Below are 24,585 nucleotides of genomic sequence, written 5' to 3'. Positions count from 1 at the left end.
CGAAAGCCCGATTATAAAAAGATTCTCAGGTCTTTCAACGTGATATGTCCTTCGTACAATGCTTTACCAAAGATAACTCCGGGGACTCCGGCTTCGTTCAAGGCAATGATATCATCCACATTACTCACCCCGCCGCTAGCCATCAGGTAGAGGTCCGAAAATTTCTCCAGCATCTCTTTATATAAGTCAATAGATGGCCCTTTCAGCATCCCGTCGCAACTAATATCCGTACAAATAACTTTCCGGATACCTTTATTCATATAATCTTCGAGAAAGGGGAAAAGCTCACAGGCACTTTCGTCTTTCCAGCCGTTTACAGCAATCTTATGTTCTTTGACGTCTGCTCCGAGGATAATCTTCTCACTGCCATATACTTCCAGCCAATGACAGAACAGCTCCGGATCTTTCACGGCAATACTTCCACCCGTCACCATCTGAGCACCGCTTTCGAAAGCTATCTTCAAATCTTCATCACTCTTTACTCCACCACCGAAATCTACTATTAAAGAGGTACGCGTAGCAATCTGCTCCAATACCCGATGGTTGATTACATGGTGAGAAGCAGCTCCGTCCAGATCTACCACATGAAGCCTGCGAATTCCATTCGCTTCGAACTCCTTGGCAACTTCCACCGGACTCTCGTTATATACCTTCTTACTGTCGTAATCTCCCTGAGAAAGGCGTACACATTTCCCGTCAATAATATCAATGGCTGGAATAATTTCTATCATCTGTCTATTTACAATTTGATAATTTACGATTTACTATTTAGTTTATTATAAACGACAACCGAGTTTATTATAAACGATAGCGGAGTTTATTATAAACTGCTGCAACGTTTATTAGAGATCCAGAAAGTTCTTCAGAATCTTCTCTCCCGTCTTTCCACTTTTCTCCGGATGGAATTGGGTGGCATAAAAGTTATCCTTATGCAAAGCCGCACTAAACGGATGAATATAATCAGTTTCAGCAGCAGTAAAGTCACAAACCGGCACATAAAAGCTATGCACAAAATAGACAAATTCCGGTTCGGTGAATCCCTCGAACAGTTTGCTATTTGTTTTCCCGATTGTATTCCAACCCATGTGCGGAACTTTGTCTTCATGCTTCTGCGGAACAAAACGTTTCACGTCCACATCAAAGATATTCAGGCAATCTCCCCCTCCTTCTTCGGAATACCGGCACATCAACTGCATACCGAGACAAATTCCGAACACAGGCTGACGCAGATTCTTAATCAGTTCATCAAGTCCTGTTGCCTTTAAATGATTCATGGTAGTTTCCGCCTCTCCTACTCCAGGGAAAATCACCTTATCGGCAGATTGAAGAATTTCCTTATCAGCAGTAATCACTGCTTCTATTCCCAACCTCTTCAAGGCGTAATCCACAGAACGGATATTTCCAGCATTGTATTTTACGACTGCTACTTTCATCAACTAAATATTACTGTTTTATTTTTATAAGCCAGAATCTTACGTTCGATATGTTTTTGTACCGCACGCGAAAGAACGATTTTTTCCAGATCCTTTCCTTTATTTACAAGATCTTCTATAGAATCTTTGTGTGTAATACGCACTACATCCTGTTCGATAATCGGACCGGCATCCAGTTCCGTAGTCACATAATGACTGGTTGCACCGATAATCTTCACACCTCTCTGAAATGCGGCATGATAAGGCTTTGCTCCCACAAATGCCGGAAGGAAAGAGTGGTGGATATTAATAATCTTATTCGGATACGCATTAATCATTTGTTCGGAGATCACCTGCATATAACGTGCCAATACGATAAAGGTAATGTTATGTTTGGCAAGCAATTCCATTTCTTTACGTTCCTGTTCTTCTTTTGTCTCTTTGGTGATAGGAAACAAGTAGAAAGGAATACCGAAACGTTCAGCCACATGCTGCAAATCCGGATGGTTACTTATAATAAGAGGTATTTCTACATTCCATTCGCCTGCCGTATAACGAGCCAGCATATCAAAAAGACAGTGGGACATTTTAGAGACAAATATAGCCATACGCGGTTTCACATCCGAGAAATAAAGACGGAAATCCATTTCATATTTCTGCCCATAAAGCGTTCTGAAATAATCTTCAATCTTCTCCTGCGGCACCAGAAAGTCTTTTAACTCCCATTCTATACGCATGAAGAATATGTTTTCCACATGGTCTACATACTGATCCAAATAAATAATATTTCCTTTGTTTACCGTAATAAAATCTGTCACTTCCGCAAGGATTCCCGGTTTATCGGGACAGTGCAATAACAGTTTGGCTGTAGTCATCATTCTTTTTACTAATTTACTATTCCGGGCAGAAAATGTTCTACCTCTCCTATTTTAGGGTGCAAAAATAACGATTTATTGCAAAACTACGAATTATTCAAGCAGAAAGTTGATATAAAAACGGTGATTTCTTACAGATAGAAAGATATCCAAAGTTATTTCCTATGATGAGGATGACAAGTTTCAGGATGGTGACGCTATCACCTTCGGATAGTGACGGTATCCCATCAAGATAGCGTCACTATGACGACCGGATAGCGTCACCATCCTGACAGAAGGAAAAACAACTTTTTTTTCTTTATAAAAGTACTCAAAATGAGACACTAAGCATTTTTCTTGCTTTTTATTGAAAAAAAAATTTCATCAAAACATTTGCAGATTTACAAAAAACATCTACCTTTGCACCCGCAATCAAGAGAGATGCAGATTAACAAAATGACATTCTGGTTCGGTAGTTCAGTTGGTTAGAATACATGCCTGTCACGCATGGGGTCGCGGGTTCGAGTCCCGTCCGGACCGCTTCTTAAGTAATAGAGAAGCAGGAAGAATAAGATGAGTTAGTTTAATTAAAATTTGGTGCGTTAGTTCAGTTGGTTAGAATACATGCCTGTCACGCATGGGGTCACGGGTTCGAGTCCCGTACGCACCGCGAAAGGGAGTAACATTAGTTACTCCCTTTTTTGTTGTGTATCAAACAATTAAGGCATTGGAAGTAGATGGAGAACATGTAAAAATTGGGTGTATATTTACCGGAAACTTACCAGTATTTCCCGATTTTTACCGATATTTTCACCTATAATGATACCGCCTTTGATACCATTTTTTTATTGTAGCGATAATCAGTAGATACCAAAACTCAAAAGAATATGAAATATCCGACAATGAGATTCGTCTTTGATCGTAAAAAGGTTGCGACAAAGACACACAAGGGACTCGTTCAAATTGAAGTTTTGAGCGAAGGTAAGAGAAAATGGATCGGAACCGGCGTTAAAGTCTATTCCGACCAATGGAATGATCGAAAGAAGATAATCAATTCAGTTGAAATGATTCAATTGAACCAGTGTCTTGATGAACAACTCCGGATTATCCAAAATTGGATTAATGAGCTTATCAGCAAAAAGGAAGTTTTTGATTTTGATAAGCTGGATAGATTTTTGAGATATACCAATAAATCAGAAAGTTTTGTTGACTTTGTAGAAAGAAGAATTGAAGAGCGTGGAGATATAACGGAAAGTACCAAAGCTTCCCATCGGACATTTGCGGCCTCATTACGTGAATTTGACAGAATAATATATTTTTCTGATCTGACAAAAGCCAATATCACATTGTATGATGATTGGTTACATGCTAAGGGCTATTCACAGCCGACAATATATAACTATCATAAACGTAACAAACGTTATATTCACGAGGCCATAAAGTTTGATTTGCTAAAAAATGATCCGTATAAGGGTGAGCGTTTTTCCCGTGGCAAACATGCCATCAGGAAATATTTGACTGCCGAAGAATTGAAGAAAGTGAAAGATGCTCAAATAGACTCGGAAACGATCTGTAGAGTCCGTGACCTTTTTATTTTTCAGGCATATACTGGAATATCCTATGCTGATCTTGCTAAATTCAATTTCAAACGTGACGTACAAAAACGCGGCAATAAGTATGTTATATTGGATATTCGTTTAAAGACAGAAGAAAACTATTTTATCGTATTACTGTCTCCTGCAATGGAAATATTGAAAAAATATGATTATGTGCTTCCGATTATCAGTAATCAACAATACAATTTGCGGCTTAAAATAGTTGCTGATTATGCAGGGCTTGATAGAAATTTGACCGTTCACATGAGCAGGCACACATTTGCGACAATGTGCCTGAACAATGGGGTTAAAATGGAAAATGTGAGTAAAATGCTCGGTCATACAAATGTACGCACCACACAACAATATGCTAAAGTTCTGAATGCCGAAGTGGAAAAAGACTTTGAGATGCTGGAACGGATTTTGTCATAGCATAAGAGAGCCACGCTAAAATAGTTCTACTGATATTTAGCGTGGCTTGTTTCATTTGAAATACTCCATAACTTGTGCCGATTGTTCACGGAGACCACAGCAAAGATAATTTTGAGTCATTTCCACACTTGCATGTCCCATCATTTGGCTTATAGAGTATAAATCGGCACCCCGTAAATACAAATTGGTTGCAAAACTCCGGCGTGCCGTATGGCTTGAAACAAATTCCCATTTTTCACCTTCCACTTCCTTTCCGGCCTTGAATATTTTAACCGCTTCTGTGATTCCGGTTTTCCGGCAAATATTACGGATATTATTGTTGAATGTCGGATCGCTAACTTCTTCTTTAGGCAAGTTTGTTAGTAGCTCTTTCACAATTGGCTTCAATGGCACTGTGGCATGAGTCTTAGTCTTTAAGCTGACATAAGAGATCATTCCACCCACTATATTACGGTTGTTCAACCGTGTATAGTCACTATGACGGCAACCAGTAAAGGCTCCTATTAAAAATTGTGTGCGTACCAATTGTTCGTTGGCATTCTTGGGAACATAGGTGATAATTCGTTCAAGTTCTTCATCAGTAAGCCAAACATTAGTGCTTCTCACATTTTTTACTGAAAGGATTTTATTATAGTCTTTAGGTAGCTCAACCTCTTCATTATACAAGTTCAATACAGCTTTTAATTTGGCGGCATATTGGCGAACAGAGTTTGGTGCCAGCCGTTCTTCCATATAATCAACAAAAGCCTGCAATCGGACTTTTGAAAGATTCTCCCATGTTGCCGGGCAATCGTTCGCCTTACTATACATGTTGAGTATAATTTCATATTTGGGGTATTTTACCAAAAATGCTGTACGTAAATCTTTCATTTTTATTTCATTTCTTTATTCCAACTATCATAAATATCTTCCCAATTATCACCTAAGCCAACCCTTATACCGAAAGCGTTGTAACATTGTTGTACCGTTTCTTTCGGTGGTAAATATCTCCCGTCACTTAACATTATATAGCCTTCGTTTATTTCTTGTTGTAGCAAGTTTATATCTACTGGCATAATTTCATCAGGGAACAGCACCACGTTTCCTTTACTCGTTTGATAACTGACTCTTGGTAGTTCAAAATGCCCTCTCTGCCCAGTCAATAAAGAACAGATTCCGATTTCTCCGGTAATGAGATGAACTTCCGTGTTTGGCGCATTTATAACCATAAAATAGGCGTTATCGTCATTTTGGAAATGATTTACTACTCTGCCCACCCTTTCTGTATCACATCTTCTCATTCTCTCGTCCCAAAGATGTCCCAAATCATCATGGAACCGGATATAATCTCTTACCTTATCCCATGTTCTTACAGACAGAAATTTCATAGCAGGTAGAGTAAGAGTTTTTTCTACACCATTATCATATTTAAGTTCATGGGTAAAGTAATGTTTTCGTGAGCCGGTAATGTGTATATCCGTAACATCAAAGTTTTCATCATATCCGTTTTCGGTGGAATATTCTTCAAGAACAACAATATCACTCTGTACGATTTCATCAACTATCTTTTGAAACTCATTATAGGCGTTGGTTAGCAGGTTTTCGGTATTCATGTTGTCCTGCATGGGTATTTGTGCAACAAGTCTTATCGGGTATTCATTATGTTCTGTACCATAGCACATATTCTCCACAATACCACAATTAACCTTCCCACATCTTTCATGAAAGAAGTCCATTGTACGCAATACATCTTGGTTGCTTAATTTCGTGGGTTGGGTGACAAACAGCACATAACTTACTTTTACCCTACTAAGAAGTTCTATATGCACGTTTGTAACACTTGGAGGCGTGTCAATAAGAACATAATCCGGGTTGATAGAGTGTATTTTCTTTTTAGCCAGTTCAAGATATTGCCTTACCATTGATTTTTCCAAGTAAATAAACTTGGAAAACATATTTCCAGAAGAGTGTACCCAAATCATTTCATGCGGATGATCGCCTTCAAATTCGGTGTTCATTGACGGGGTATTTATATCTGCATCAATGATAAACACCTTATTCCCTTGTTTTGCAAGTAATCTTGCTATATTTGCGGTTGTTGTGGTTTTGCCTACGCCGCCTTTGCCTGAATATATTATAATAGCTTTCATATCAATTAAATATTTGGTTCAATAAATTCTATATTAGCCATCCGCATTTCATCTTCAAACGCCCATTTGTAATTGTGATTTTCCCAAAATGAAGCATATTCACAACCACGGCAAGTAACGGAGTATCGGCCTTCTCCTATTTTTCTTGCTTTACAAACATCGCGGAAAATCCGGTTATCTATCGGAAAGTCTGTAAAACATACGATCTCTTTTCCTTCATCCAGTAGCTTTTTAAGAAGCTGATAGTCACGACTGGTTCTATATGGCATATTCATGGTTGACCCCTTCTTTCATCAATTCAGGATTATCAAAAGCATTTCCTATGACTCGAATTTCCCGTTTGAAATCATTCCACCAATCAGGTGAAATTTGTTGCCATGGGTTCATCCATTCTTTATTTAAGTCGCTGATATTGGCAAGGCAAAAGCAGGCATATTCATCTATGTATTTAACCAATTTGGGATATTTACCATTAACACTAATAATGTCATGTTCGTAAATTTCTGTACCTTCTTTATCTGTTTTGCCTATAAATTGGCCGATTGTTTTGCAATCAACCTCATACTCTATGAATGTTCTTTTACCTCTATGGTTCAGATCACCATATACCCACATCTTTGTATTAAGGCTTTTGCCTCTGAATTTTATTATTCTCATAAATATTAAGAGTCAAGTTTTTTAATAAATTCATTTAATCTACTGGCTGAATAATCGGTACCGCCAATTATAAAATAACCATCAACGGCAAATTTGAATGCTTCAATGGCTTTTTGTCTCATTCCTTCTTCGGCTATCGCTATTGCTGCATAGGCTTTTGCTTCTGATATGGCATATTGCACATAGCCGGTAGAATCCATCCGGTTGTCACTTTCCAAATCCAAAGTGTTACGTCTGATATAATCTTTTGCTTTTTGATTCATACTTTTGGGTATTTTCCTTCTCCTTTCGGATCAGTTCATTAATAAATTTACTCATGTTCGGTTGCTCTCTGACAAAATCAACCAAATCAATATCCAGTCTAATAGCATAGACCTTACTTTTCGTAACCGGTTTGTTTCGGCGATAACTTCTTTTGGCTTGTTTATTCTCTTCCATAATAATTCATTGATATATGTAATAATTCGTTTGAAATGGCTGTAATTTAGGCTTGTTTGCCTCTTTTGTTCCGTCTCTGATTCGATGATTACCTTTGGTGTGAAAACGTCTGAAATCGCCCCAAAATAGTTCATCTGCATTTGCCTTTGGTCGGATTGTTCCCCAAACATATCGCCGTAATAGTTTGGGTAACATCATGGAAACAAACAGTAACGCTATACATTGGTGATTCAATAGTTTGGGCACAACGATTCGGCTGATAGTTCGTTCATGTTTATGTATGAAGATAGGCACCGGGAAAACCAAAGGCCGATCAATATACAATAGTTCGGGTGTGTATGCGCGTACTGGTTCATCCTCTGTTATTGGTTCGGGTACATTTGCGTTTGTTTCTTCGCTTACTGATTCGGTTAATAGTTCAGGCAAAGAAATGCCGGATAGTTCGGTTAACATTGTTAGCCTCTGTAATGCTTTGTTTATTTGATCCTGATAAAACCAACGGGAAATAAAATCTATCAGAGCTACCAAAGCAAAGACAAACGCCGGTGTTTTCGTTTGTGCATCCACATATAAGGCCGGTAAATGTTTTTCCGGTTCTCTTACCGGTTCTTTTTCCGGGATGATCGGAGCTTTGGCGCGATCTAAAGCCTTTATATTACATTTTAAGTTCGGGCAAATAGAATCATTTATAAATGCAGGCATAACCACACCTATACGCGCCGTCTTATCATCAAAGACCGCCGCCCGATCAGGTGCAACCAGCCACACGCCACCAGTCCAGCCGGAAAGCAAGGGGATAACGTTTGATGCAAAGAAACCTAGCTTTATATCAATTAAAGCGGCTTTTTCCAATGTTGCACAAAGTTCTTTGTGTCCGTTACTGTCTGCATCATTATAAGATAAATAAACTTTATTATCTCCGGCAATAGTACGAAGTGAAAAACCGCTTTTTTTGTTTCGTTTGGCTATTTCTTTTACAAAACCGGCGACCGCTTTTAATTCGCTTTTCTGAATCTTTATAAATCCGTCTTTTGAAAGATGGGGGTACACAAACCGGTAATTAGGGAAATATCCGGCAAAATCACAAACAAAGGTTTGTTTCTTGTCGTTGGTTATTTCTGTAATATTGCCGCCGTCCTGATTACAAACACAAACAGAACACCGGCCAACCATTTCTTTTAAATGTTTGGGATTGATAAATAATTTTAGACCGTCAGGTAAAAGCCCGGATGTTTCAATAATTACGGGGTATTCTTTTAATGTACGCCCGTCAGAAGCAACTAAAGCCGATTTGTAAGGATCAAGATAAATATAATTAAATGCCGGTCTTAAAGGATCTTTTGTTACTAATTTAGTGATATTTAGATGTTCCTTTATAATCCACATATCAAAGGAGCAAACAATATTTTCGCGCTCTTCTATTTTGGTAAACCTTGTTTTATTGGCTTGTTTGGTGCTTATCAGCTTTTCAAATTGCCAAACAAGATTAAAAACCTGATCCACTGGAAAGGAACATTTAAAGCTGTTTATTTGTACAGTCCTAAAATCCGTTATATTTAGTTTGGCATCAACGCAAAGATATTTTATATTTATCTCGTTCCCGTTGGCATCTTTCAGTTTTGCAAGCTCCGCGGCGGTATAGGTGCCGGGAGCTATTTCTATTTCATTTGTAAAAACGTCGTTTGCTATTTTAACCAATTCGGCCAAAATGAGGCCGTTAAATTCTTTTTCATTCATAACATTAAATAGTTAGATATTTTACACCAAAGTAAAAGCCTAAAGCAAGGCAAAAAAGCAAGTAAATAGGAAGCAGCCAAAGACCGCCAAACACGCTAAAGCAGATTAATAAAACTACTATTAGCCAAATAATTACGCCCACCATGTTAGAAAGTAGGGTTTTCAAGCTCTTGCAAAAAATCTTCCTCCGTTATACTCTCACATATATTTGAGCCATCAACATAAACACTAAATCCGGTTGCGGTACGGAATACTTCTAATTTGTGCGTTTCTCCGTTTGGGGATTCTATTATATAAGTAGTCATAATATAAAAGTTTAAAGGAATGCCGGAAAACCGTCCGGCGCGGTGGAATATTTGTATTATTCGTTTATGTTATGCAAATTACATTTCCAAACGTGTTTAGGAAATGAACCGTCTTTGTTAAGGCTAACAATAGATGTATTATCCCCGTTATCCTTTATTACATAAACTATAAGTTTTCTAAATCCGTATAATCCAATATGATATAATATCTTTTTCTCCATAAATTTAAAATTTGTCTGATTGATCATTTTTATTTATGAAGTCTTTTAATTTCTTGGGATCGGTGCCGGAGATGAACACCACGGCACCGAATAAAAGCAGCATTAAACAAAACATATTCTAACTATTTAGCATTATAATAAATGTTTGGTTCTGATGTTACGTTATATATATAGCTTCCACAACGCACCAGCAGCGCGGCAACGCCGTAATACTGTTTTTTCATTCCTCTAATACTGCCGGATTTATGAAAGTTCGGGAAACGGGATATATTCACCCGTTTTCCTTCTTCTTTTGTTATTCTACGTACTTTCATAAGGCTATTTCATTTTAAAAGTTATGCCAACAGGTAACAAAGAACGGTTAACACTGGAAACGAATTTATTAAAATCGTTCTCCGTTACTTTTGTTTCGTGGTCTCTCCAATTAAAAACAAGCTCGTTACTATGATCGTAATATATTACATTACTAACTGATAACCCGGCATCAAGAACGGCCAACATAACCCGCTTTTCATTTTCGGCCTTTTCTTGTTTCTTTTCACAGTTGTTAATTATTTCAGCGCGTTTTTTCTCGTATGCTTTGCGCTTTTCTTCGTCTTTTCGCGCTTGTACAGCTTCAGGACGATAATAACCATCGTTTATTCTGTTAGTTATAGTTGTACGTTCTTCGTCCGTCAATTTCAAAGTAAAACGTTCGTTTTCCGGCTTATATGGGTTTTCCCATGTTTGCCCGGTTAACTCTTCCAGCTTTTTTAAAGCCTCGTTAGATTCTCTTTTCCAGCGTTCAACGATACCAAGCGTATAAAGAAGGTATTTAAAGTATTGTTTATCTTCTGCCTGATAAAGCAAATTATATTCTGTTTCCGTGATACGCAAATAGTTAATTGCAGTTTCTTTGCTGCTGTTCGTAATATGGTAAAACCCGTTTTCAACTGGGTACATTGGCGCGCCGTAATGATTAGACAAATGAAGATCAACGAACATTTTAAACTGTGGGAAACGCTTTAGTATTTCTTCATGGCAGCAACCACCAGCACACCAAACGAAACACCCGTTTTTGCGTTGTTCGTAAATATCCGCCGTTATACTCCAATCGCATATATTATTTTTGCAATCATCAGCCAGTAATATTTTAACATCGATTTTAAAGGTTGTCCCGGCTTGAATATATCTTTTTGATACTGTGTAAAAAAGTCTATTTGTAGTAGTCATAATACAAAGTTTTAAAGGGTGAATAATGAAAAGTAAGAAGTAACCCGGAGCCATGACAGCCCCGGAAATAATTACTATTTATTGTTTGCAAGGTATTCCACGCATCCAATAATGTATATTGCATGTTCTTTGGCTGCTTGTTCTTTTTCTTGCTTGGTTGCGGTCTTATGATCCTGATCGGAAAGCATTTTAGCCGCCATCCGGACGATCTTTTTCATAGTGGAACAGTTTGCAAGATATTCAACGGAAGGAGTTAAACCGCGGTTTACTTTTTTCAAAAGTGCATTTTGCAGCCATTCAGTAAGCGCGTAAATATCGCGAGAATTGCGAATGTAGATAATTAGCAAATTTGTATTCATAACGCAAAATTTAAAGGGTGAAACTTGGTTTGTCTTTGTTTTTCCCTTAACTTTGCGTTGTCACTGTGGTAGGTGATCCGATAAACGCAAAGTTTAAAGGGAGGCCGGGAAGAGTCGCCAAACTCGACCCGGTTTTTTATTAGTATGAAATCTTTTGAATACGATCAAAAGGAATTAACAACGCTATATGTTTATCTTGATAGTGAATCAATTCAAAACTATTTGCCGTTGATAGTCTTATAATAGCGGCTTTTTTCGCTGTTTCTTGAAATACATCAAAATGAACCTTCAAACGGTTGCAACAGTTTGTGCCCTCTGGGGCTACATGTACAGCGTTTAGCGTTACATTTTTGTTTTGTAAGTTTAGTAATACTTCCATGATCTTATATTTTAAATTAAACATTCAACCAAGAAGGAAGTAAAAGCGGGATTTGTGGTAGGTGATCCGATCTTTTATCTCCTTTTCTGTATTACAAAGATACGAATAATATTTGTAATACAAAACAAAATGTACTTTTATTTTTAAGAAAATGTCCTGTTTTTGCATTTATTAATATTTATATAAATAACTAATAATCAATATATTACACAATGATGCAAATGTAAATATAAAGCATTTATGAAGTAATGAAATATTTGTAATGTGCAGGCTTTAAATATGCTTATTTGCTTTATTTGTAGCCTTTGTTTAACTTTGTAGCAAGTTACAGAGCGCGAGACGCCAATATAATGAACTCTTTTATATCGTTTTATATGGTGTACAGTAAGCGCGTAACAGATTTACAGCAAATTTATCAATTAACCCCGGATGATGTTTTCTTTTGTATGCTTGTTGCATCCGGCGCCAGTCGTGGCGAAGCATACGCAACTATATTTAGACCACGATCAACCAAAATAGAAACGGCGCAACGCGGAGCCGCCCAGCTTGCAAAGGATAAACCCGGCATTAATAAATTGATACGGTCTTTTGAAGATAACCGCGCCGCCTTCCTTCCTGACAATGATAGCCCCAAAAGCAAGAAGAAAAAGAAAAACACAGAAGCAGAAGAGGAAGAAAAAGCCGGGAATGTTGTACAATACCGGGATAAAGACGCGGTTTTATCAGGTCTCGAACAAACCTTGCCTTATTTGAGGGGGAAAGATCGTGCGGATGTATTAATGAAAATTGCCGATCTCCAGCAAATGAAGAAGGACGAAAATACAGAAGAAGAGGAAACAGTACATTATTATCTACCTTTGCAATGTTATAGATGTAGCCTTTTTATAGCTGATCGAGCAAAGCGGAAAGCAGAAGAAGCGGAAAAGCCGGATAATATTTAATATTATAGGTATAATATAAAGAGAATCAAGGCAAAGCGCGGCTTTTCTCCTTCTTTGCCGGTCAACTGGGGAATGAAAGCAGGGAGGGCACCCCCCCCCCGGCTACCCAAGACACCAAGCATGTTTCAATCCCGGTCAAGATTTTTATTTTTTTTCTTTTTTGGAGTCAATAATGGATGTTTTTAAGGCTTTTCCAATGATAAATTACAAAAGTGAATGTCTGATGTATAGTTTTACTTCTGAAAATGTATAGTATATGTATGGTTTACTTCATAACTATACATGTGTAAATCATTCATTATTAAGTCAATGGAAATTTAATGTATAGTATGTATAGTTTATATGTAAATTGCGTATGGAAAAAAATATATATAATATGGTTTGCATAAAAAACTATACATACTATGCACTATTTTTCCATTGATTTGTATTTCAATATGTTATATATGTATAGTTGCCTTTAAAACCCTACATAAACCATACATATCAGAGAGAATGCTCCATCTGTATTTCCTATTGAAATAGAGTCGTTATCCTTTGTTTGCCAATATTTTATGATTACTTATATTGAATGGTGCTATGAATACAAAATATGATAAAAAAGCCTTCAAAAGCACGTGTTTATTCTATATTTTAAGTAGAAAATAATAGTATTTATATGATAATTATGTAGAAAATAGACTATATTTGTGGCGTAAAACGGCCTGAAAATAGGCATAAAACTATCAAAAACACTTGTTTTTGAATATATAATGATATTTTATGAAAATACATGAGTTTGATCCGGTGATATATCCACGCAAGTTGTGGGTTGCAGTCAGTACAGATACATTTTCAGATAGATTTGAAGGTGTAAGTGAATGGGATGATACTGCTGATGCCATTGTGGACTGTGTTCGTGATAAACTGCGAAATTTGGGTGGTATTCTTGTCCGATTTGAAAGTAAGAATGCCATTACTATAGCAAATATCGCTCATGAAAGTTCACATATAGCGATGAACATATTTGATTATATAGGTGCAAAAGTGGATTTAGCTAATCAGGAAACATTCTCGTATCTTGTTGGATGGGTTGCTGACTGTATCAATCAGGTAAGGACTGGTAAATTTAAAGACTGAAATGGAGTCGGGAAAGTATAGGAAGTTGTTAAATGAGGTCTTTGGGCTTATGAAAGGCGAGAAACTGGATGCCGCCTTACAAGAGTCCAAAAGTGCAGCGCGTGTTGACGCTGTGCAGGACTTGATGCGTGCAGCCATTATACGATCTTCGATTTGTAAGTTCAATGGTACTCCTTACTATTTCAGTGGCCGGATATATGAAGAGATGGCATGGGATGATTTTGGTAACCTGATATATGACTTGATGCGTAAATGCAAAATGCCCAATGGTGATTATTCCCGTGTGGAGGGTGTACTGAAAGTCTGTAAGCGTGTGGTGGCAGGAAAAGCCTTGAAGCCTGATAATGCCATTGTGGTGTTCAATAACTGTGTGTTTGATATGAATGCTCGCCGTGCACATTCTTTCAACCGCCGTTGGGTACAGACTACATGCGTTCCCTATGACTACAAGCCGGAAGAGCATGTCTTTCTTTGGAGAATGTTCCTGGATGAAGTTTTGCCGGACAAAAACATGCAAAAAGTTTTGCAGGAGTTTCTTGGAAGTATTTTTGTTGACCGGCGTGTGGCGAAAATGGAAACTATGCTTGTTCTTCGTGGCTCCGGCTCCAATGGCAAAAGTGTAGTCTTTGAAACGATCATGGGCATACTTGGCCGGGAGAATGTCAGCAATTTCGGCATAGGTGCATTGATTACTGGAAATGAGAGAAAAAAAAATATCGCTTTCATTAATGGCAAGCGGTTGAACTACTGTTCTGAAATACAAGCGTTAGAGTTTGGTAAGGATAGTGACACGTTGAAGAGCCTTATCAGTGGTGAACCTACCGAAGCCCGGCCTATCTATGGCGATAACTTCACTGCTTACAATATTCCCCTGCTTATGGCAAATGCCAACCAAATGCCGTATTTGAAAGACTGGAGCTATGGAATGAGGCGGCGTATTTGCATTATTCCCTTTGAGGTGGAGATACCCAAAGCCCGGCAGAAAAAAGAACTGTCACGGGATTTGGAGGCCGAATACCCAGCTATATTCAATTGGATATTGGAAGGACGTGACCGTTTTATCGCCAATGGTTATAAGTTGACAGACAGTAAGGAGCTTGAAAATGTCATGGATGAATATCAGTCGGAAAGTAGTACCGTAATGAAGTTCATGTATCAAATGAACTATCTGTGCCGCTATGAGGAAATTGCCGATATTGAACCCAAATGGATGTCTTCGGCCATTCTGTACCGGAAATATTGCAAATGGTGTAGGGACAATAATGCCAAAGAAGAGAATGTGACAGTATTCGGACGTATTCTTTCGGAAGCCGGTTATCGTAAAAAAAGAACCCCGAATGGTCAGGTGTATGGTTTGTATGGAACAGCCTTGACGGAAAAACTCTATTATGAGAAACGGGAAGACCTACGGGGTAACTATAAGCAAAGGATCGCTAAACCGGTTTATCAAGATGGCAAACGATACGCTTATACCCATGAAGGGCTTGCGGCCTGCTTGTCATTGAGCATTTATCAAGTCCAGCGTTTGTTCCGGGAGAAGAAACTGGAGGGGACGTACCACATGGAGAAGAGAACAACTGTTTTTGACTTGGACGCTGTGGAGAAGATTATCAAACAATTAAAAATAAGAACCAAATAGTATGATCGCACCGGATGAATTTGCAGAGGTTATTGAAAAAATAGATAACCTACGGGGAGCATTGGAAATCCCTATGCCAGCTGGATTTCATGTAAATCAAATGAAGCGTGAGCTTGAAGAAGTATCAGACAAATTAAAACGGATTTACGTTGAGGAAGAAGACGAAAATCCATGGGAGGAATAAGCATGGCAGTAAAATTTAGACACAAGGAAACGGGATTGTTCTTTTGCAGGGCAAAGGGATTATCCCCTTCAAGAAGAGATTATGACAAACTTGGAGAAGAAGGTATTTTTAGGAAAAGGCATTTGTCTAAGCGAGGAAGAATCTACGAAAGCGCAACTGAAAATCAGAAACGGGATTGGATTGGTAAGAAACATGCAGATGAATTTGAAATAGTAAAAGTATGAAAAATATGAATCACATAGAGTTAAGTGTTGAGCTGATGTCTATTCTTCGGGCCTTGAACTATTCATGTGAATTGAAGACAATAGAAGGTAAGAGCATTGTAATGGATATAGCAGTGCAAGGAGAATTGTCTGTCAGACACCAAAAAATGATTGAAATGCTTCTTGGTGGATTTCTCTCTGAATTTTATTGGGTAAATGGGAAGCATCATATTTATATCAGAGAAGAGTGCAAAGGGCTTCTTCCTGATGATGATAGGTATAGTTGCTTGATTCATGAAATGAATAAAGTATCATCGGATGAAGAACGTATAAACTCTTACGGTAAGGAATACTTTTTTAATCTTGGAGATAGATTTGAACGTAAATTAAAAATAGGATTATGAGCAAAAAAACAAATGGTATTCAGGTAGGTAACTTTATTGTTACGAGGGATAATGGTAGTGAACATGACTGGATCAGTATTAAGGCAGTGTCAGGTTTTTGGAGTATGCGTTTTCGGGATGATAACGGAATGTTTTCCCGGATTCGGGAGTTAACCAACAATAAGGAACTTCGTGAATATTTGGAAACATGGATCAAAGTATGTTTCCTTATTAGTAATGCAACCCCTGACGTTAAGTTTATGGAAGAGTTTTTTAAAAGCTATTCTGATCTTACCGAACGGCTACGAGGCTTGCAGCAACCAGTATCACCGGAAGATGATGCCAAGATACTGGAAGAAGAGAGAAACATGAATAGTATCAAGGAAGGTATTAAGGAGGAACATAAAAATGAGGGTACCGACTGATAAGGAAATTGAAGAGGCCAAAGAATACCTCCGTCAACGTCTGGATGCGGAGCTATCCATGCGTACCAATCTTCAAATTGTAATGATCGAGGCGGCAAAGCAAATTATAGATATTTCATACCGGTACAAGATCAGCCCTGAACTATTCCGTTTTTCAGCAAACAGACAGTTGCAGGAGGAAGTGGATGCCATTATTTTATCCCTTCTTGAAATAATTGAAGACTATACTTATACTTTGGCAGTAGCGACACATGAGGATAATAAGGATGCAATCATAACATGTATAACGCGAGAATCATACGGCAAAACCTTCACACAACGTGCAAGAGAATATGTTGACCGGTTTTCAAAGGAGGTTGAAACGGCCATTGCCGCCGGATTACTACTGAACCTTTCCAAAGACAAATTACTTTCATCTATCAGGCAGTCGGTAAAAACGCCATTGCTTAATGAGCATGTACAGAGAGCTATTTCAAAGGGTTATCCGATTATTTCAAGACTCGGTGTTCAGGAGTCTTTTGGAGTAGGACGTACTGTAAGCTCTTGGACTGCACTGTCAGATTTGACGGAGTATGCTGTGGCAGAGGGTTGGATGAAGCATTGGGAATTGCAGGCTAAAGCCTGTGGAGCCGTAGGGTTCTTTGTCATGCGTGGCAGCTCCTATCCTTGTAACATTTGTGACGATGAAGTCGGATTTCATGTGGAATGGGACAAATTACCACCGTATCACGGTCATTGTAAATGCTTTGCCGTTCCCGTATCAGCAATATAATTATTTAACATACTAAATATCAGAATATTATGTTTGGATTATCATTAATCAGCACAAAGAAACTCAATCATCTTGCATCAGAATGCAGCAAACTGGCTATTGCCAATGTTGAGCTTTCAAAACAAAATGCGACACAATCTAAAACTATTATGGAACTTACTGGAGAAGTCCGGGTGCTAAATTCTAAAATCCTTCTGAATGAAAGTATCAATGATGATCTGCAAAAGAAGCTTAACCGGAAATATCCTCGAAAGCCTTATAATAAAAAATTGTATCGAAAGTAGTGTCATATTCAATTCATTCATTACATTTGCAATGTAGAAGCTGACTTGTTATAACACAAGCTTATCAACCAAATTGTTGAAAAAGTAAAGCCTCTGTCTATTTTATGTAGGCAGAGGCGGCTTTTCCTAATGTATAGTTACATTGGATTCAGAGCGCGGAGTACGGGATTGCTTTCGCGCTCCGCGTTGGTACAGATCATTTTGCATTACCCTCTTTATTTTCATTTTTCTTGATTTTCAGTTGATATAGCAAGTCAGCTTGTTGCTGTTCCTTATATTCACGCATGATACGATCCCATTCATTGTTTTTTCCATAGCCGGATTCTTCCGAGCCGGTTTCTTTTGATAAAATACCGGCACCGACTAATTGTACCAAGTTCGATACCAATTCGGCTGCATTTTGGTGGACGTATGGAACTGCCCACGAAAAAATTTTCAAATTGAGGAATTTGGTAAGTTGGCCTTTTTCTGTTCCATATCCGTGCAGGAACAGCCGTTTCATTTTGTCTATTGATTCGTCAAATTCCTTGCAGTCAATCATGGCTTTTTCCAAAGATGGTGAATAGATCAGCTTGATAGCAACACCCGGTAAATCTCCTGACTTTACTTCGGGAGGCATGACAACAAAACTCCCCATAAAAATCATTTTAAGTAATGTATTAATTTGAAGTTCAAATGATTGTGATGCTTCGGGACGATTCATAAAGCCTGCATCATCATCCTTCCCCATAGTGATAGCTTTTACCGCACCATACATATCTCCCTGAATCTCAACATCTTCACCTTTAAGTAACATGATTGGAAATGCGTATGCCATATTGTTTTGACACAAATGGGAAATAGCCAGTTCGTACTTGTCGATATTATCTTGTGAAAAGCTCCAGCAGGCACCGTGTTTGTCCCGATAATATACAACCGGACATTCGGTAAATCCATGATCGTGTTCTTCCACTAATGTATATCCTTCAATACCGAAATACTGTTTCACTTTGTTTATTGCTCCGGCTATTCCCCTTTTATCCTGCCGGTAACGGTACATTTTTTTATTATCCCACACTTCCACCCAAGAAATGAGTTCCTTTCCCTCTTCGTCATAGTCGCTGTATCGCCGGGCAAACAGTGTCATTTGACCGGTTATGGAATCGTAGTGAGGATAAAGAGTGTCACCATCAAAATAGGAGAGATTCTTGGTGAACACCTTGCCTTCATTCATATAGAATACGATTGCTGCATCTCCCGTTATTTTTACACTTTTGGCATATTCGTAAAATGCAATCTCCATATTTTTATCCAGCCATCCTTTTTGAAATTCGAGAAATATTTCCCGTGAACTTTCATCAACTTTGGTATCGGTCAGCTCATGATGAATGTCATTGCCACATAGATGTACAAGTTGTTGGATAGTGATTATCATCTGAAAGGGAAAAGAAGCACGGAATACTTTCTCCCGGAAGAACCGTTTCTTCTCTTCGTCATATTTCAGTCTGTCCGGGTAAAACAATTCCGAATTGATCTTGTGCCCTGAAGGATAAAACTCACGGATAAAATCAGCCTGCGAAATGAGCTGCCATGTCAGCCTATCACTGTTGTTTGTGAACGATGCGTTTCTTAAATCGCTCGTAATCCTGCCTTGCAAGTAACCTTCGGGAGTAACCCTTGCAAAAGGCTTTTTTGTAAGAATCTCTGCTATCATATTAATCCTAAACCTTTTATGTGTTTGCGTTTATGTTTAATTTCAAAAATCATTCGCATAAGCAATGCTTCTATGAAGTCGGGAGAATGACCTACTAATTTTTTCATTATAATCTTCTTGATAATAGTCCAGCCTTTCTCTTCACTGTCTTCATCCTTTCGTATCGCTTTCCTTTCCTTGTCGAGAATCTGTCTAAGGGGAACTTTCTCAAACCCTTTGCCGGAGAACTTGCGTTCAAGAAGAGTCGGTTCAATGGAAATCTCCCGGTTGATAATTTTTTGTGCGAACAGATATGCCGCTTGTGATTTTAAATTCGCATAGATGTATTTGAATTTCTCTTCCACGGCTTCTTTGTTGTTGAATGGGATTGCATTCGGGAAAAAGCCTTTGAATATTTGTCCGAGTCCGTTAAGGTCATAGGTGAAGCATTCTTCTCTTACATGCCATTCTTCCAGCATCGCTTTTACGGTATCGACTGTTTTCTTGCTGTCAAGTTTGCAAACAAATATGTCTCTTATATGCCATCCTTCCCACAGCCACATGACAAGACTGTCGCCACCCTCAAATGCCGCATCACATGATACCCGGCGTATTCCATCACCTATCTGCATGGAATTGCGGTATAAGGCTTCCATGTGAGTCAGCTTTATTATATCATCTCCGGCAGCTTTGTATTTCCAGTTACCGTCAAGATCGCGTGCGCGTTGTTCGTCTGACTGGTTGACAAGGTTAGCCAAATAGGTCGGATCAGAAGACATCAGTTTTACATTATCGGAAAGTTTTGCTTCAATAAAAGTAACCGACTTGATAAACAGTTCTTGTGGTGTGCCATATTGCTCATACTCCGGCTTCCAGTAGGCGTGTATAATATCCTTGCATTGCTCATATACTTCCTCACGGGTATCTCCCCAATATATACCTGAAACATTGTCCCCGTCCATAAAACAATACCGGACTCTGCCATCACGTTCCGGGATTGGAAGACCATCTTCTCCGATCCACCAGTCAATGAATTTTGCAACCCAGCTGTCAGGATCAGGGTTACATGTTCCGATAAAGCGGTTACGGATATGAAAGGCGTTACGGTTACAAGTGATAAGGTATTTGAATTTGAGATATTCCATGTGGGTTATTTCATCCACACCTATATATGCGAACTGTTTACCTTGAAAACGCTTTTTGAAATCGTCAAGTGTGTCAGCATGATAGCTGAATTTTAAAAATCCACCTTTATAGAAATTCCAGCGCATGTCGTTTTTGGACTTGTTGTATTCCCCAAAATCATCATATAAGGTGGATGATGTTTCTACCATATCAGAGAGATCGTCTATCTCATGCCGGAGAAGCACAGAACGGAAGTTTTTATTTTTTATATCTTTCAATGTTTCCATAAGAAGAGTAAAAGTTTTACTTCCTCCACGGCATCCCCCACAGATGGTAATATCAGCCGGGGTGGAGAGCATGTTTTCCTGCCCTCCACCTTGTGCGATTATCTTATTCGGATTAGGAATTTTCCTATCCGCGTCCCTTAACATTTGGATATATTCATAATCAAGCACCAAACTGGCATTAACCGTTTTTATTCCACTATATTTCTCCATAAAAAGAAAACCGATCCTCACATTACACATGTGGAGACCGGCCTATAAGCTCTGATTCTAATATTGCAGTACAAAAATACGCATAAAGAGTATTATTTTCTACATTTTAATAGAAAATAATATCAAAAATGTTTTGAGAAAAGAAATCCAGTACATATATTTGCAACGAAAACATGGAGTATGATAAAAATTAGTGCGGATAAAGATGCAGATCAAAGGGAAATATACAACAAGATAGTTTTATGTCCGATATGCGGTCAGAAACTAACTGATATAAGCTATGTCAATGGTGTTGTTATATTGAGAGTGAAGTGTCGTAGATGCAAGAACTACATAAATGTGGATATTGTGGGTACAAAGTAGTTTTCAGGATAATATCGCGGAGTGGAGCAGCTGGTAGCTCGTTGGGATCATAGCCCAAAGGTCATTCGTTCGAGTCGAATCTCCGCAACAATAGTTGGAGTTGCCGCATTGTTTCTCCCTTCGATGTGGCGTATGGGGATAAAGGGAGAATATGGAAAGATGGCAGACGTGGTGTATGCGCCGGACTGAAAATCCGGTTAAGGTGATTCGATTTCATCTCTTTCCACAAAACCTATACGGTGTGGTTCAATTCCCACAGGTACGCTGAAATGGGGTATCGCAGGTTAGGTGAGTATAGGTATATTGTCCGGTTAGCTCAATTGGTAGAGCAATACACTGTTAATGTAAAGGTCGGTAGTTCGATTCTATCACCGGGCGCAATGAAGCGGAGATAGTTCAGTTGGAAGAACGTCAGATTCCAAACCTGATTGTCGGGGGTTCGAGTCCTTCTCTTCGCGCATATTGAGATATGGTGTAATGGCAACACAGCAGATTTTGGTTCTGCTATTCAAGGTTCAAATCCTTGTATCTCAACAAATGGCGTATTCGACTAACGGTTAGGTCGTCACCTTTTCACGGTGGAAACCAGAGTTCGATTCTCTGATACGCTACACAGAATGAATAACGTCCGAAATACAAGGGAAATGCGGTGGTTTCACCGAGACATCTTGTAGGTCGCATATTGGAAGTATGGGTGAGTGAACGATACCACCTCTTTGCTAAAGAGGCAAGCTGAAAGGCTTCGGAGGTTTGAATCCTTCTGCTTCCGCAAAACGGGTAGTTACCGAAGTGGCAAACGGGATAGACTGTAAATCTATTGGCTTTCGTCTTCATTGGTTCGAGTCCAATACTGCCCACTATTAAATGGAAAATAAGACCAAAGAGTCAGATTGATGCAAAAAGCATTGTCTGACTCTTTTTTTATTCAACATAAACACAAAATAAACACGATGGAACAAGAAAAAATCTTATCCACATTAAGTGAGAAACTTGGAGAAACCAGTTTTTCACCGCAGACATTACAGACGTATGTAGAACTTAATCCCATAGCCGAAGGTTCGGAGCCTGACGAGGCTTATTGGAACAAGGCTGTGAATTTTCTGAAAGGGATGCAAGGACAGTACAACCATGATGTCGCAACCAGAGTTGAGGACTTTAAGAAAAACTATAAGCCCCAACCGACTCCCCCGACACCTCCAACTCCACCGGTACCACCGAAAAACGATGATGAACTGGAGAAGAAACTGAAAGAACTGGAAGCACGTTTAGACGCGGAAGACAGCAAAAAGGTTCAAGCTGATTTGTTGAAGAAGGTTACGGCTGCAATGAAGGCCAAACAAGCGAATGATGATTATGTGTTGAGCAAGACCTTACAAGGGGTAACTTTCGATACCAAGAAAACTGTGGATGAACTGGTTACTGAATTTCTGCCGAAATATGATGCAGAATATAAGGCGTGCAGGGGTTATGGCACCGCCCCAAGAACTTCTGACGGTTCAGGTGGAACACAACACAATGCAGCCAGCAGATACTTTGAACGTAAAGGCAAGAAGGAAGGCTGGAAGAAGAATTGAAATTATTAACTCTAAAACAATAAATGTATGGGAACAATGGGTAACACGTTTGATGTGAACACCGTGAAATACGGACATGCCCGTAAAGTGTGGCGTGAAATCCGTCACCGTTATCCGGGCGGTGGTATGGTGAGTAACATTTCCGATTGGGTTGCGGTTGGCAAGATTCCTGCCGGTACAGCAGTGAAGTTTGATCTTTCAGGCAAGACTTTTAAAGCCTATACGGACGAACAGATTAAGGCGGCTGAATCAGATATTACCACTCTTGGTATTAATGGCTATTTGCAAGAAGATGTTCTTGTAGCCAGTGAAAACACGAAGGCCAGTGGGACAGTAGTCTATGCCGGAGAGATTTATCAGTACATGTTTGACGAAAAAGTGGTTGCTATCCTGCAAAAGATTACTACACTTCCTCAAATTGTATGGGTGCAGTAGAAGAATTTGAAAATAACATTTAAAACACGACAATTGTATGAATACACTTCCTATTGATTTGTACAAGGTTATCGAATATGGGCTTGGTGGGGACACTTGGCAAGAATTTATTGACCGTTACAAGGAGAAGTATGACCTACTTCAAATTGATGGTTTTGAATTTGAAGCAACCAAGTTGGATTATACTTTCTCCCAGCTTATTACGAGCCTCGGCGTGAAAACGCTGCCAGCTTACGTTGATCCGGAAAGTCCGGGTTATGAAGCTGCATTGGGAGAACTCGAAGGAAGGACGGGTAATATCCCGACTCAAAAGAAGTTCTACCGTTTGAACCGTGTGACTGTGAGACAACAATTACAGCTGTTGCAACGGGTAGGCATGTCCGCATTGACGGAAGAGATGCAGAATGTGTTCTTGGGCTTGCTTGATGAAAGTGCTGACGGTCTTATCGGATCGTACTACAATGCGCTTACTCACCAGCGAATGAGAATTGTTTCCACGGGTAAGTTCACTATTGATACTGATAACAACCCACGTGGTTTGAAGGGTATCACTATTGACTTTAATATCCCTGAAAACCATTACCAGGTATTGGCCGGCACAAGCCGTTGGTGGACTAAGGATGAACATATTCCGGCAAATCAAGGCTCTGCCTCTGATCCGATTATGGATATAAAGAACAGAGTGAAAGAGATTCGCCGCAAATATCATTATTTGGGCAAGATCAGGATGGAGCTGGCGCAGGACTTGTGGGATGATTTAATGACTCATACTGCGGTTCTTAAACGTATCGGTCATTCTCTCTATCCGACTGTGACGGATGATAGTACGGTTATTGCCAATGCACAGAATGAAGATGAAGACCGCCTGAAAGCCATTTTCAAGAAACTGGTTAAAGTGGATGAAATCGTACCACGTGACAGCTATGCTTTTGTTGACAAGCCCGGTAAGGATGCAGACGGACAGCCTGATCTTATCACTGAACAAGTGGAAAACTTCAAGGCTACCAATATCGCCTTTATACCGGTAGGTCAGATTGGTACAATTCAAGGTGTGGAACCTTTGACTTTGGGATATGAGGCAAACAAGGTTGCTTCTTATGACGGTGGACGTTTGAAACTGACACAGAGAGCCAATCCTGAAACACATTCAATCTATATTGAAAGTGAAGCCGCCCAAATGTGTGTGCCGAGAATGCCGCAGTATATGTTCATTTCTACTGTGACTGTGTAACTCTTAAC

29 protein-coding genes and 10 tRNA genes are annotated in these 24,585 nt (G+C 39.1%); 23 read left to right on the top strand and 16 right to left on the bottom strand.

The annotated features are described in order from the left end of the window. Window positions 1–11: 11 nt before the first annotated feature. The 3 genes from hisA to purU all read right to left on the bottom strand — a co-directional run bounded on the left by hisA (window position 12) and on the right by purU (window position 2,290). Window positions 12–731 carry a 1-(5-phosphoribosyl)-5-[(5-phosphoribosylamino)methylideneamino]imidazole-4-carboxamide isomerase gene (hisA, locus tag HMPREF2794_RS09775; protein ID WP_010538620.1) on the bottom strand — a complete coding sequence of 240 codons (720 nt, stop codon included), beginning with the start codon at window positions 729–731 and terminating at the stop codon, window positions 12–14. Between the two features lie 111 nt (window positions 732–842). After that, a complete protein-coding gene (hisH, locus tag HMPREF2794_RS09770) occupies window positions 843–1,433 on the bottom strand; it encodes an imidazole glycerol phosphate synthase subunit HisH (protein WP_055268963.1) in 591 nt (196 codons plus the stop codon). After that, window positions 1,433–2,290 carry a formyltetrahydrofolate deformylase gene (gene purU, locus HMPREF2794_RS09765; protein WP_055268964.1) on the bottom strand — a complete coding sequence of 286 codons (858 nt, stop codon included), beginning with the start codon at window positions 2,288–2,290 and terminating at the stop codon, window positions 1,433–1,435. Before purU ends, hisH begins: the two co-directional genes overlap by 1 nt. 442 nt (window positions 2,291–2,732) lie before the next feature. Here purU and HMPREF2794_RS09760 point away from each other — a divergent pair. The 3 genes from HMPREF2794_RS09760 to HMPREF2794_RS09750 all read left to right on the top strand — a co-directional run bounded on the left by HMPREF2794_RS09760 (window position 2,733) and on the right by HMPREF2794_RS09750 (window position 4,293). Continuing rightward, a tRNA-Asp gene (locus HMPREF2794_RS09760) sits at window positions 2,733–2,806 on the top strand. 56 nt (window positions 2,807–2,862) lie between these two features. Continuing rightward, window positions 2,863–2,936, top strand: a tRNA-Asp gene (locus tag HMPREF2794_RS09755). A 217-nt stretch (window positions 2,937–3,153) separates the two neighbouring features. Further along, window positions 3,154–4,293 carry a site-specific integrase gene (locus HMPREF2794_RS09750; RefSeq protein WP_005794463.1) on the top strand — a complete coding sequence of 380 codons (1,140 nt, stop codon included), beginning with the start codon at window positions 3,154–3,156 and terminating at the stop codon, window positions 4,291–4,293. 51 nt (window positions 4,294–4,344) lie between these two features. Here HMPREF2794_RS09750 and HMPREF2794_RS09745 read toward each other — a convergent pair whose 3' ends face one another. From HMPREF2794_RS09745 to HMPREF2794_RS09690, 11 genes are all read right to left on the bottom strand, one after another. Then, window positions 4,345–5,163, bottom strand: coding sequence for a site-specific integrase (locus tag HMPREF2794_RS09745; RefSeq protein ID WP_005794462.1), 819 nt, complete (start codon window positions 5,161–5,163; stop codon window positions 4,345–4,347). 2 nt (window positions 5,164–5,165) lie between these two features. Continuing rightward, window positions 5,166–6,422: a P-loop NTPase gene (locus HMPREF2794_RS09740; RefSeq protein ID WP_005794459.1), complete on the bottom strand. Its 1,257-nt coding sequence runs from the start codon at window positions 6,420–6,422 to the stop codon at window positions 5,166–5,168. Between the two features lie 5 nt (window positions 6,423–6,427). Beyond that, entirely contained in the window at window positions 6,428–6,697 is a 270-nt protein-coding gene (locus HMPREF2794_RS09735; protein WP_005794458.1) for a hypothetical protein, read from the bottom strand. Further along, on the bottom strand, window positions 6,681–7,079 hold the full coding sequence (locus HMPREF2794_RS09730; RefSeq protein ID WP_005794456.1) for a YopX family protein: 399 nt from the start codon (window positions 7,077–7,079) through the stop codon (window positions 6,681–6,683). The genes HMPREF2794_RS09735 and HMPREF2794_RS09730 overlap by 17 nt, the downstream gene beginning before the upstream one ends. A 5-nt stretch (window positions 7,080–7,084) precedes the next feature. Continuing rightward, window positions 7,085–7,342, bottom strand: a complete 258-nt coding sequence (locus tag HMPREF2794_RS09725; RefSeq protein ID WP_004326977.1) for a hypothetical protein — start codon at window positions 7,340–7,342, stop codon at window positions 7,085–7,087. Further along, window positions 7,308–7,517, bottom strand: a complete 210-nt coding sequence (locus tag HMPREF2794_RS09720) for a hypothetical protein (RefSeq protein WP_005794455.1) — start codon at window positions 7,515–7,517, stop codon at window positions 7,308–7,310. Before HMPREF2794_RS09720 ends, HMPREF2794_RS09725 begins: the two co-directional genes overlap by 35 nt. Window positions 7,518–7,523: 6 nt before the next feature. Continuing rightward, window positions 7,524–9,254, bottom strand: a complete 1,731-nt coding sequence (locus HMPREF2794_RS09715; RefSeq protein ID WP_070751422.1) for a hypothetical protein — start codon at window positions 9,252–9,254, stop codon at window positions 7,524–7,526. Between the two features lie 648 nt (window positions 9,255–9,902). Then, window positions 9,903–10,094 carry a hypothetical protein gene (locus HMPREF2794_RS09705; protein ID WP_007846565.1) on the bottom strand — a complete coding sequence of 64 codons (192 nt, stop codon included), beginning with the start codon at window positions 10,092–10,094 and terminating at the stop codon, window positions 9,903–9,905. 4 nt (window positions 10,095–10,098) lie between these two features. After that, entirely contained in the window at window positions 10,099–10,992 is an 894-nt protein-coding gene (locus HMPREF2794_RS09700; protein ID WP_070751451.1) for a hypothetical protein, read from the bottom strand. Between the two features lie 74 nt (window positions 10,993–11,066). Next, window positions 11,067–11,351, bottom strand: coding sequence for a hypothetical protein (locus HMPREF2794_RS09695; RefSeq protein ID WP_007846567.1), 285 nt, complete (start codon window positions 11,349–11,351; stop codon window positions 11,067–11,069). 139 nt (window positions 11,352–11,490) lie between these two features. Beyond that, window positions 11,491–11,730 carry a hypothetical protein gene (locus HMPREF2794_RS09690; RefSeq protein WP_004327398.1) on the bottom strand — a complete coding sequence of 80 codons (240 nt, stop codon included), beginning with the start codon at window positions 11,728–11,730 and terminating at the stop codon, window positions 11,491–11,493. 374 nt (window positions 11,731–12,104) lie between these two features. Between HMPREF2794_RS09690 and HMPREF2794_RS09685 the strand changes: the two genes are divergently transcribed. The 9 genes from HMPREF2794_RS09685 (at window position 12,105) to HMPREF2794_RS09645 (ending at window position 17,680) form a co-directional block, all read left to right on the top strand. Then, complete coding sequence (locus tag HMPREF2794_RS09685) at window positions 12,105–12,671, top strand: hypothetical protein (protein ID WP_070751450.1); 567 nt, start codon at window positions 12,105–12,107, stop codon at window positions 12,669–12,671. A 762-nt stretch (window positions 12,672–13,433) separates the two neighbouring features. Beyond that, window positions 13,434–13,790, top strand: a complete 357-nt coding sequence (locus HMPREF2794_RS09680; RefSeq protein ID WP_008775846.1) for a hypothetical protein — start codon at window positions 13,434–13,436, stop codon at window positions 13,788–13,790. Window position 13,791: 1 nt separating this feature from the next. Beyond that, window positions 13,792–15,429: a DNA primase family protein gene (locus HMPREF2794_RS09675; RefSeq protein WP_007846574.1), complete on the top strand. Its 1,638-nt coding sequence runs from the start codon at window positions 13,792–13,794 to the stop codon at window positions 15,427–15,429. A 1-nt stretch (window position 15,430) separates the two neighbouring features. After that, a complete protein-coding gene (locus HMPREF2794_RS09670) occupies window positions 15,431–15,613 on the top strand; it encodes a hypothetical protein (RefSeq protein ID WP_005794436.1) in 183 nt (60 codons plus the stop codon). Window positions 15,614–15,615: 2 nt separating this feature from the next. After that, entirely contained in the window at window positions 15,616–15,837 is a 222-nt protein-coding gene (locus HMPREF2794_RS09665) for a hypothetical protein (protein WP_008673439.1), read from the top strand. Between the two features lie 5 nt (window positions 15,838–15,842). Then, window positions 15,843–16,220 carry a hypothetical protein gene (locus tag HMPREF2794_RS09660; protein WP_007846579.1) on the top strand — a complete coding sequence of 126 codons (378 nt, stop codon included), beginning with the start codon at window positions 15,843–15,845 and terminating at the stop codon, window positions 16,218–16,220. Further along, a complete protein-coding gene (locus HMPREF2794_RS09655; protein WP_005794432.1) occupies window positions 16,217–16,624 on the top strand; it encodes a hypothetical protein in 408 nt (135 codons plus the stop codon). The genes HMPREF2794_RS09660 and HMPREF2794_RS09655 overlap by 4 nt, the downstream gene beginning before the upstream one ends. After that, window positions 16,608–17,396, top strand: coding sequence for a hypothetical protein (locus tag HMPREF2794_RS09650; protein ID WP_005794430.1), 789 nt, complete (start codon window positions 16,608–16,610; stop codon window positions 17,394–17,396). Before HMPREF2794_RS09655 ends, HMPREF2794_RS09650 begins: the two co-directional genes overlap by 17 nt. 29 nt (window positions 17,397–17,425) lie before the next feature. Next, entirely contained in the window at window positions 17,426–17,680 is a 255-nt protein-coding gene (locus HMPREF2794_RS09645; protein WP_005794429.1) for a hypothetical protein, read from the top strand. Between the two features lie 196 nt (window positions 17,681–17,876). Here HMPREF2794_RS09645 and HMPREF2794_RS09640 read toward each other — a convergent pair whose 3' ends face one another. Then, entirely contained in the window at window positions 17,877–19,373 is a 1,497-nt protein-coding gene (locus HMPREF2794_RS09640) for a phage portal protein (RefSeq protein ID WP_005794425.1), read from the bottom strand. Further along, window positions 19,370–21,004: a terminase large subunit domain-containing protein gene (locus HMPREF2794_RS09635; protein ID WP_005794423.1), complete on the bottom strand. Its 1,635-nt coding sequence runs from the start codon at window positions 21,002–21,004 to the stop codon at window positions 19,370–19,372. The genes HMPREF2794_RS09640 and HMPREF2794_RS09635 overlap by 4 nt, the downstream gene beginning before the upstream one ends. Window positions 21,005–21,352: 348 nt before the next feature. Here HMPREF2794_RS09635 and HMPREF2794_RS09625 point away from each other — a divergent pair. The 11 genes from HMPREF2794_RS09625 (at window position 21,353) to HMPREF2794_RS09585 (ending at window position 24,577) form a co-directional block, all read left to right on the top strand. Continuing rightward, a tRNA-Met gene (locus tag HMPREF2794_RS09625) sits at window positions 21,353–21,425 on the top strand. A 65-nt stretch (window positions 21,426–21,490) separates the two neighbouring features. Continuing rightward, window positions 21,491–21,563, top strand: a tRNA-Phe gene (locus HMPREF2794_RS28925). Window positions 21,564–21,642: 79 nt separating this feature from the next. Next, window positions 21,643–21,715: transfer RNA gene (locus tag HMPREF2794_RS09620), tRNA-Asn, on the top strand. Window positions 21,716–21,722: 7 nt separating this feature from the next. Continuing rightward, window positions 21,723–21,795, top strand: a tRNA-Trp gene (locus tag HMPREF2794_RS09615). 5 nt (window positions 21,796–21,800) lie between these two features. Next, window positions 21,801–21,871, top strand: a tRNA-Gln gene (locus tag HMPREF2794_RS09610). 5 nt (window positions 21,872–21,876) lie between these two features. Then, window positions 21,877–21,948: transfer RNA gene (locus HMPREF2794_RS09605), tRNA-Glu, on the top strand. A gap of 73 nt (window positions 21,949–22,021) precedes the next feature. Then, window positions 22,022–22,106, top strand: a tRNA-Ser gene (locus tag HMPREF2794_RS28920). 6 nt (window positions 22,107–22,112) lie between these two features. Continuing rightward, window positions 22,113–22,194: transfer RNA gene (locus tag HMPREF2794_RS09600), tRNA-Tyr, on the top strand. Window positions 22,195–22,287: 93 nt separating this feature from the next. Next, window positions 22,288–22,911, top strand: coding sequence for a hypothetical protein (locus tag HMPREF2794_RS09595; protein ID WP_005794419.1), 624 nt, complete (start codon window positions 22,288–22,290; stop codon window positions 22,909–22,911). A gap of 27 nt (window positions 22,912–22,938) precedes the next feature. Continuing rightward, window positions 22,939–23,346, top strand: coding sequence for a hypothetical protein (locus tag HMPREF2794_RS09590; protein ID WP_008673431.1), 408 nt, complete (start codon window positions 22,939–22,941; stop codon window positions 23,344–23,346). A gap of 37 nt (window positions 23,347–23,383) precedes the next feature. Continuing rightward, window positions 23,384–24,577 (top strand): major capsid protein, encoded by a 1,194-nt coding sequence (locus tag HMPREF2794_RS09585; RefSeq protein WP_007846586.1) that lies wholly within the window; start codon window positions 23,384–23,386, stop codon window positions 24,575–24,577. Window positions 24,578–24,585 lie beyond the last annotated feature (8 nt).

The organism is Bacteroides sp. HMSC067B03, assembly GCF_001811315.1.
Taxonomy (GTDB): Bacteria; Bacteroidota; Bacteroidia; order Bacteroidales; family Bacteroidaceae; genus Bacteroides; species Bacteroides faecis.
Note: the sequence above shows the minus strand (reverse complement) of the source record. Positions and strands in the feature narration are given on the sequence as shown.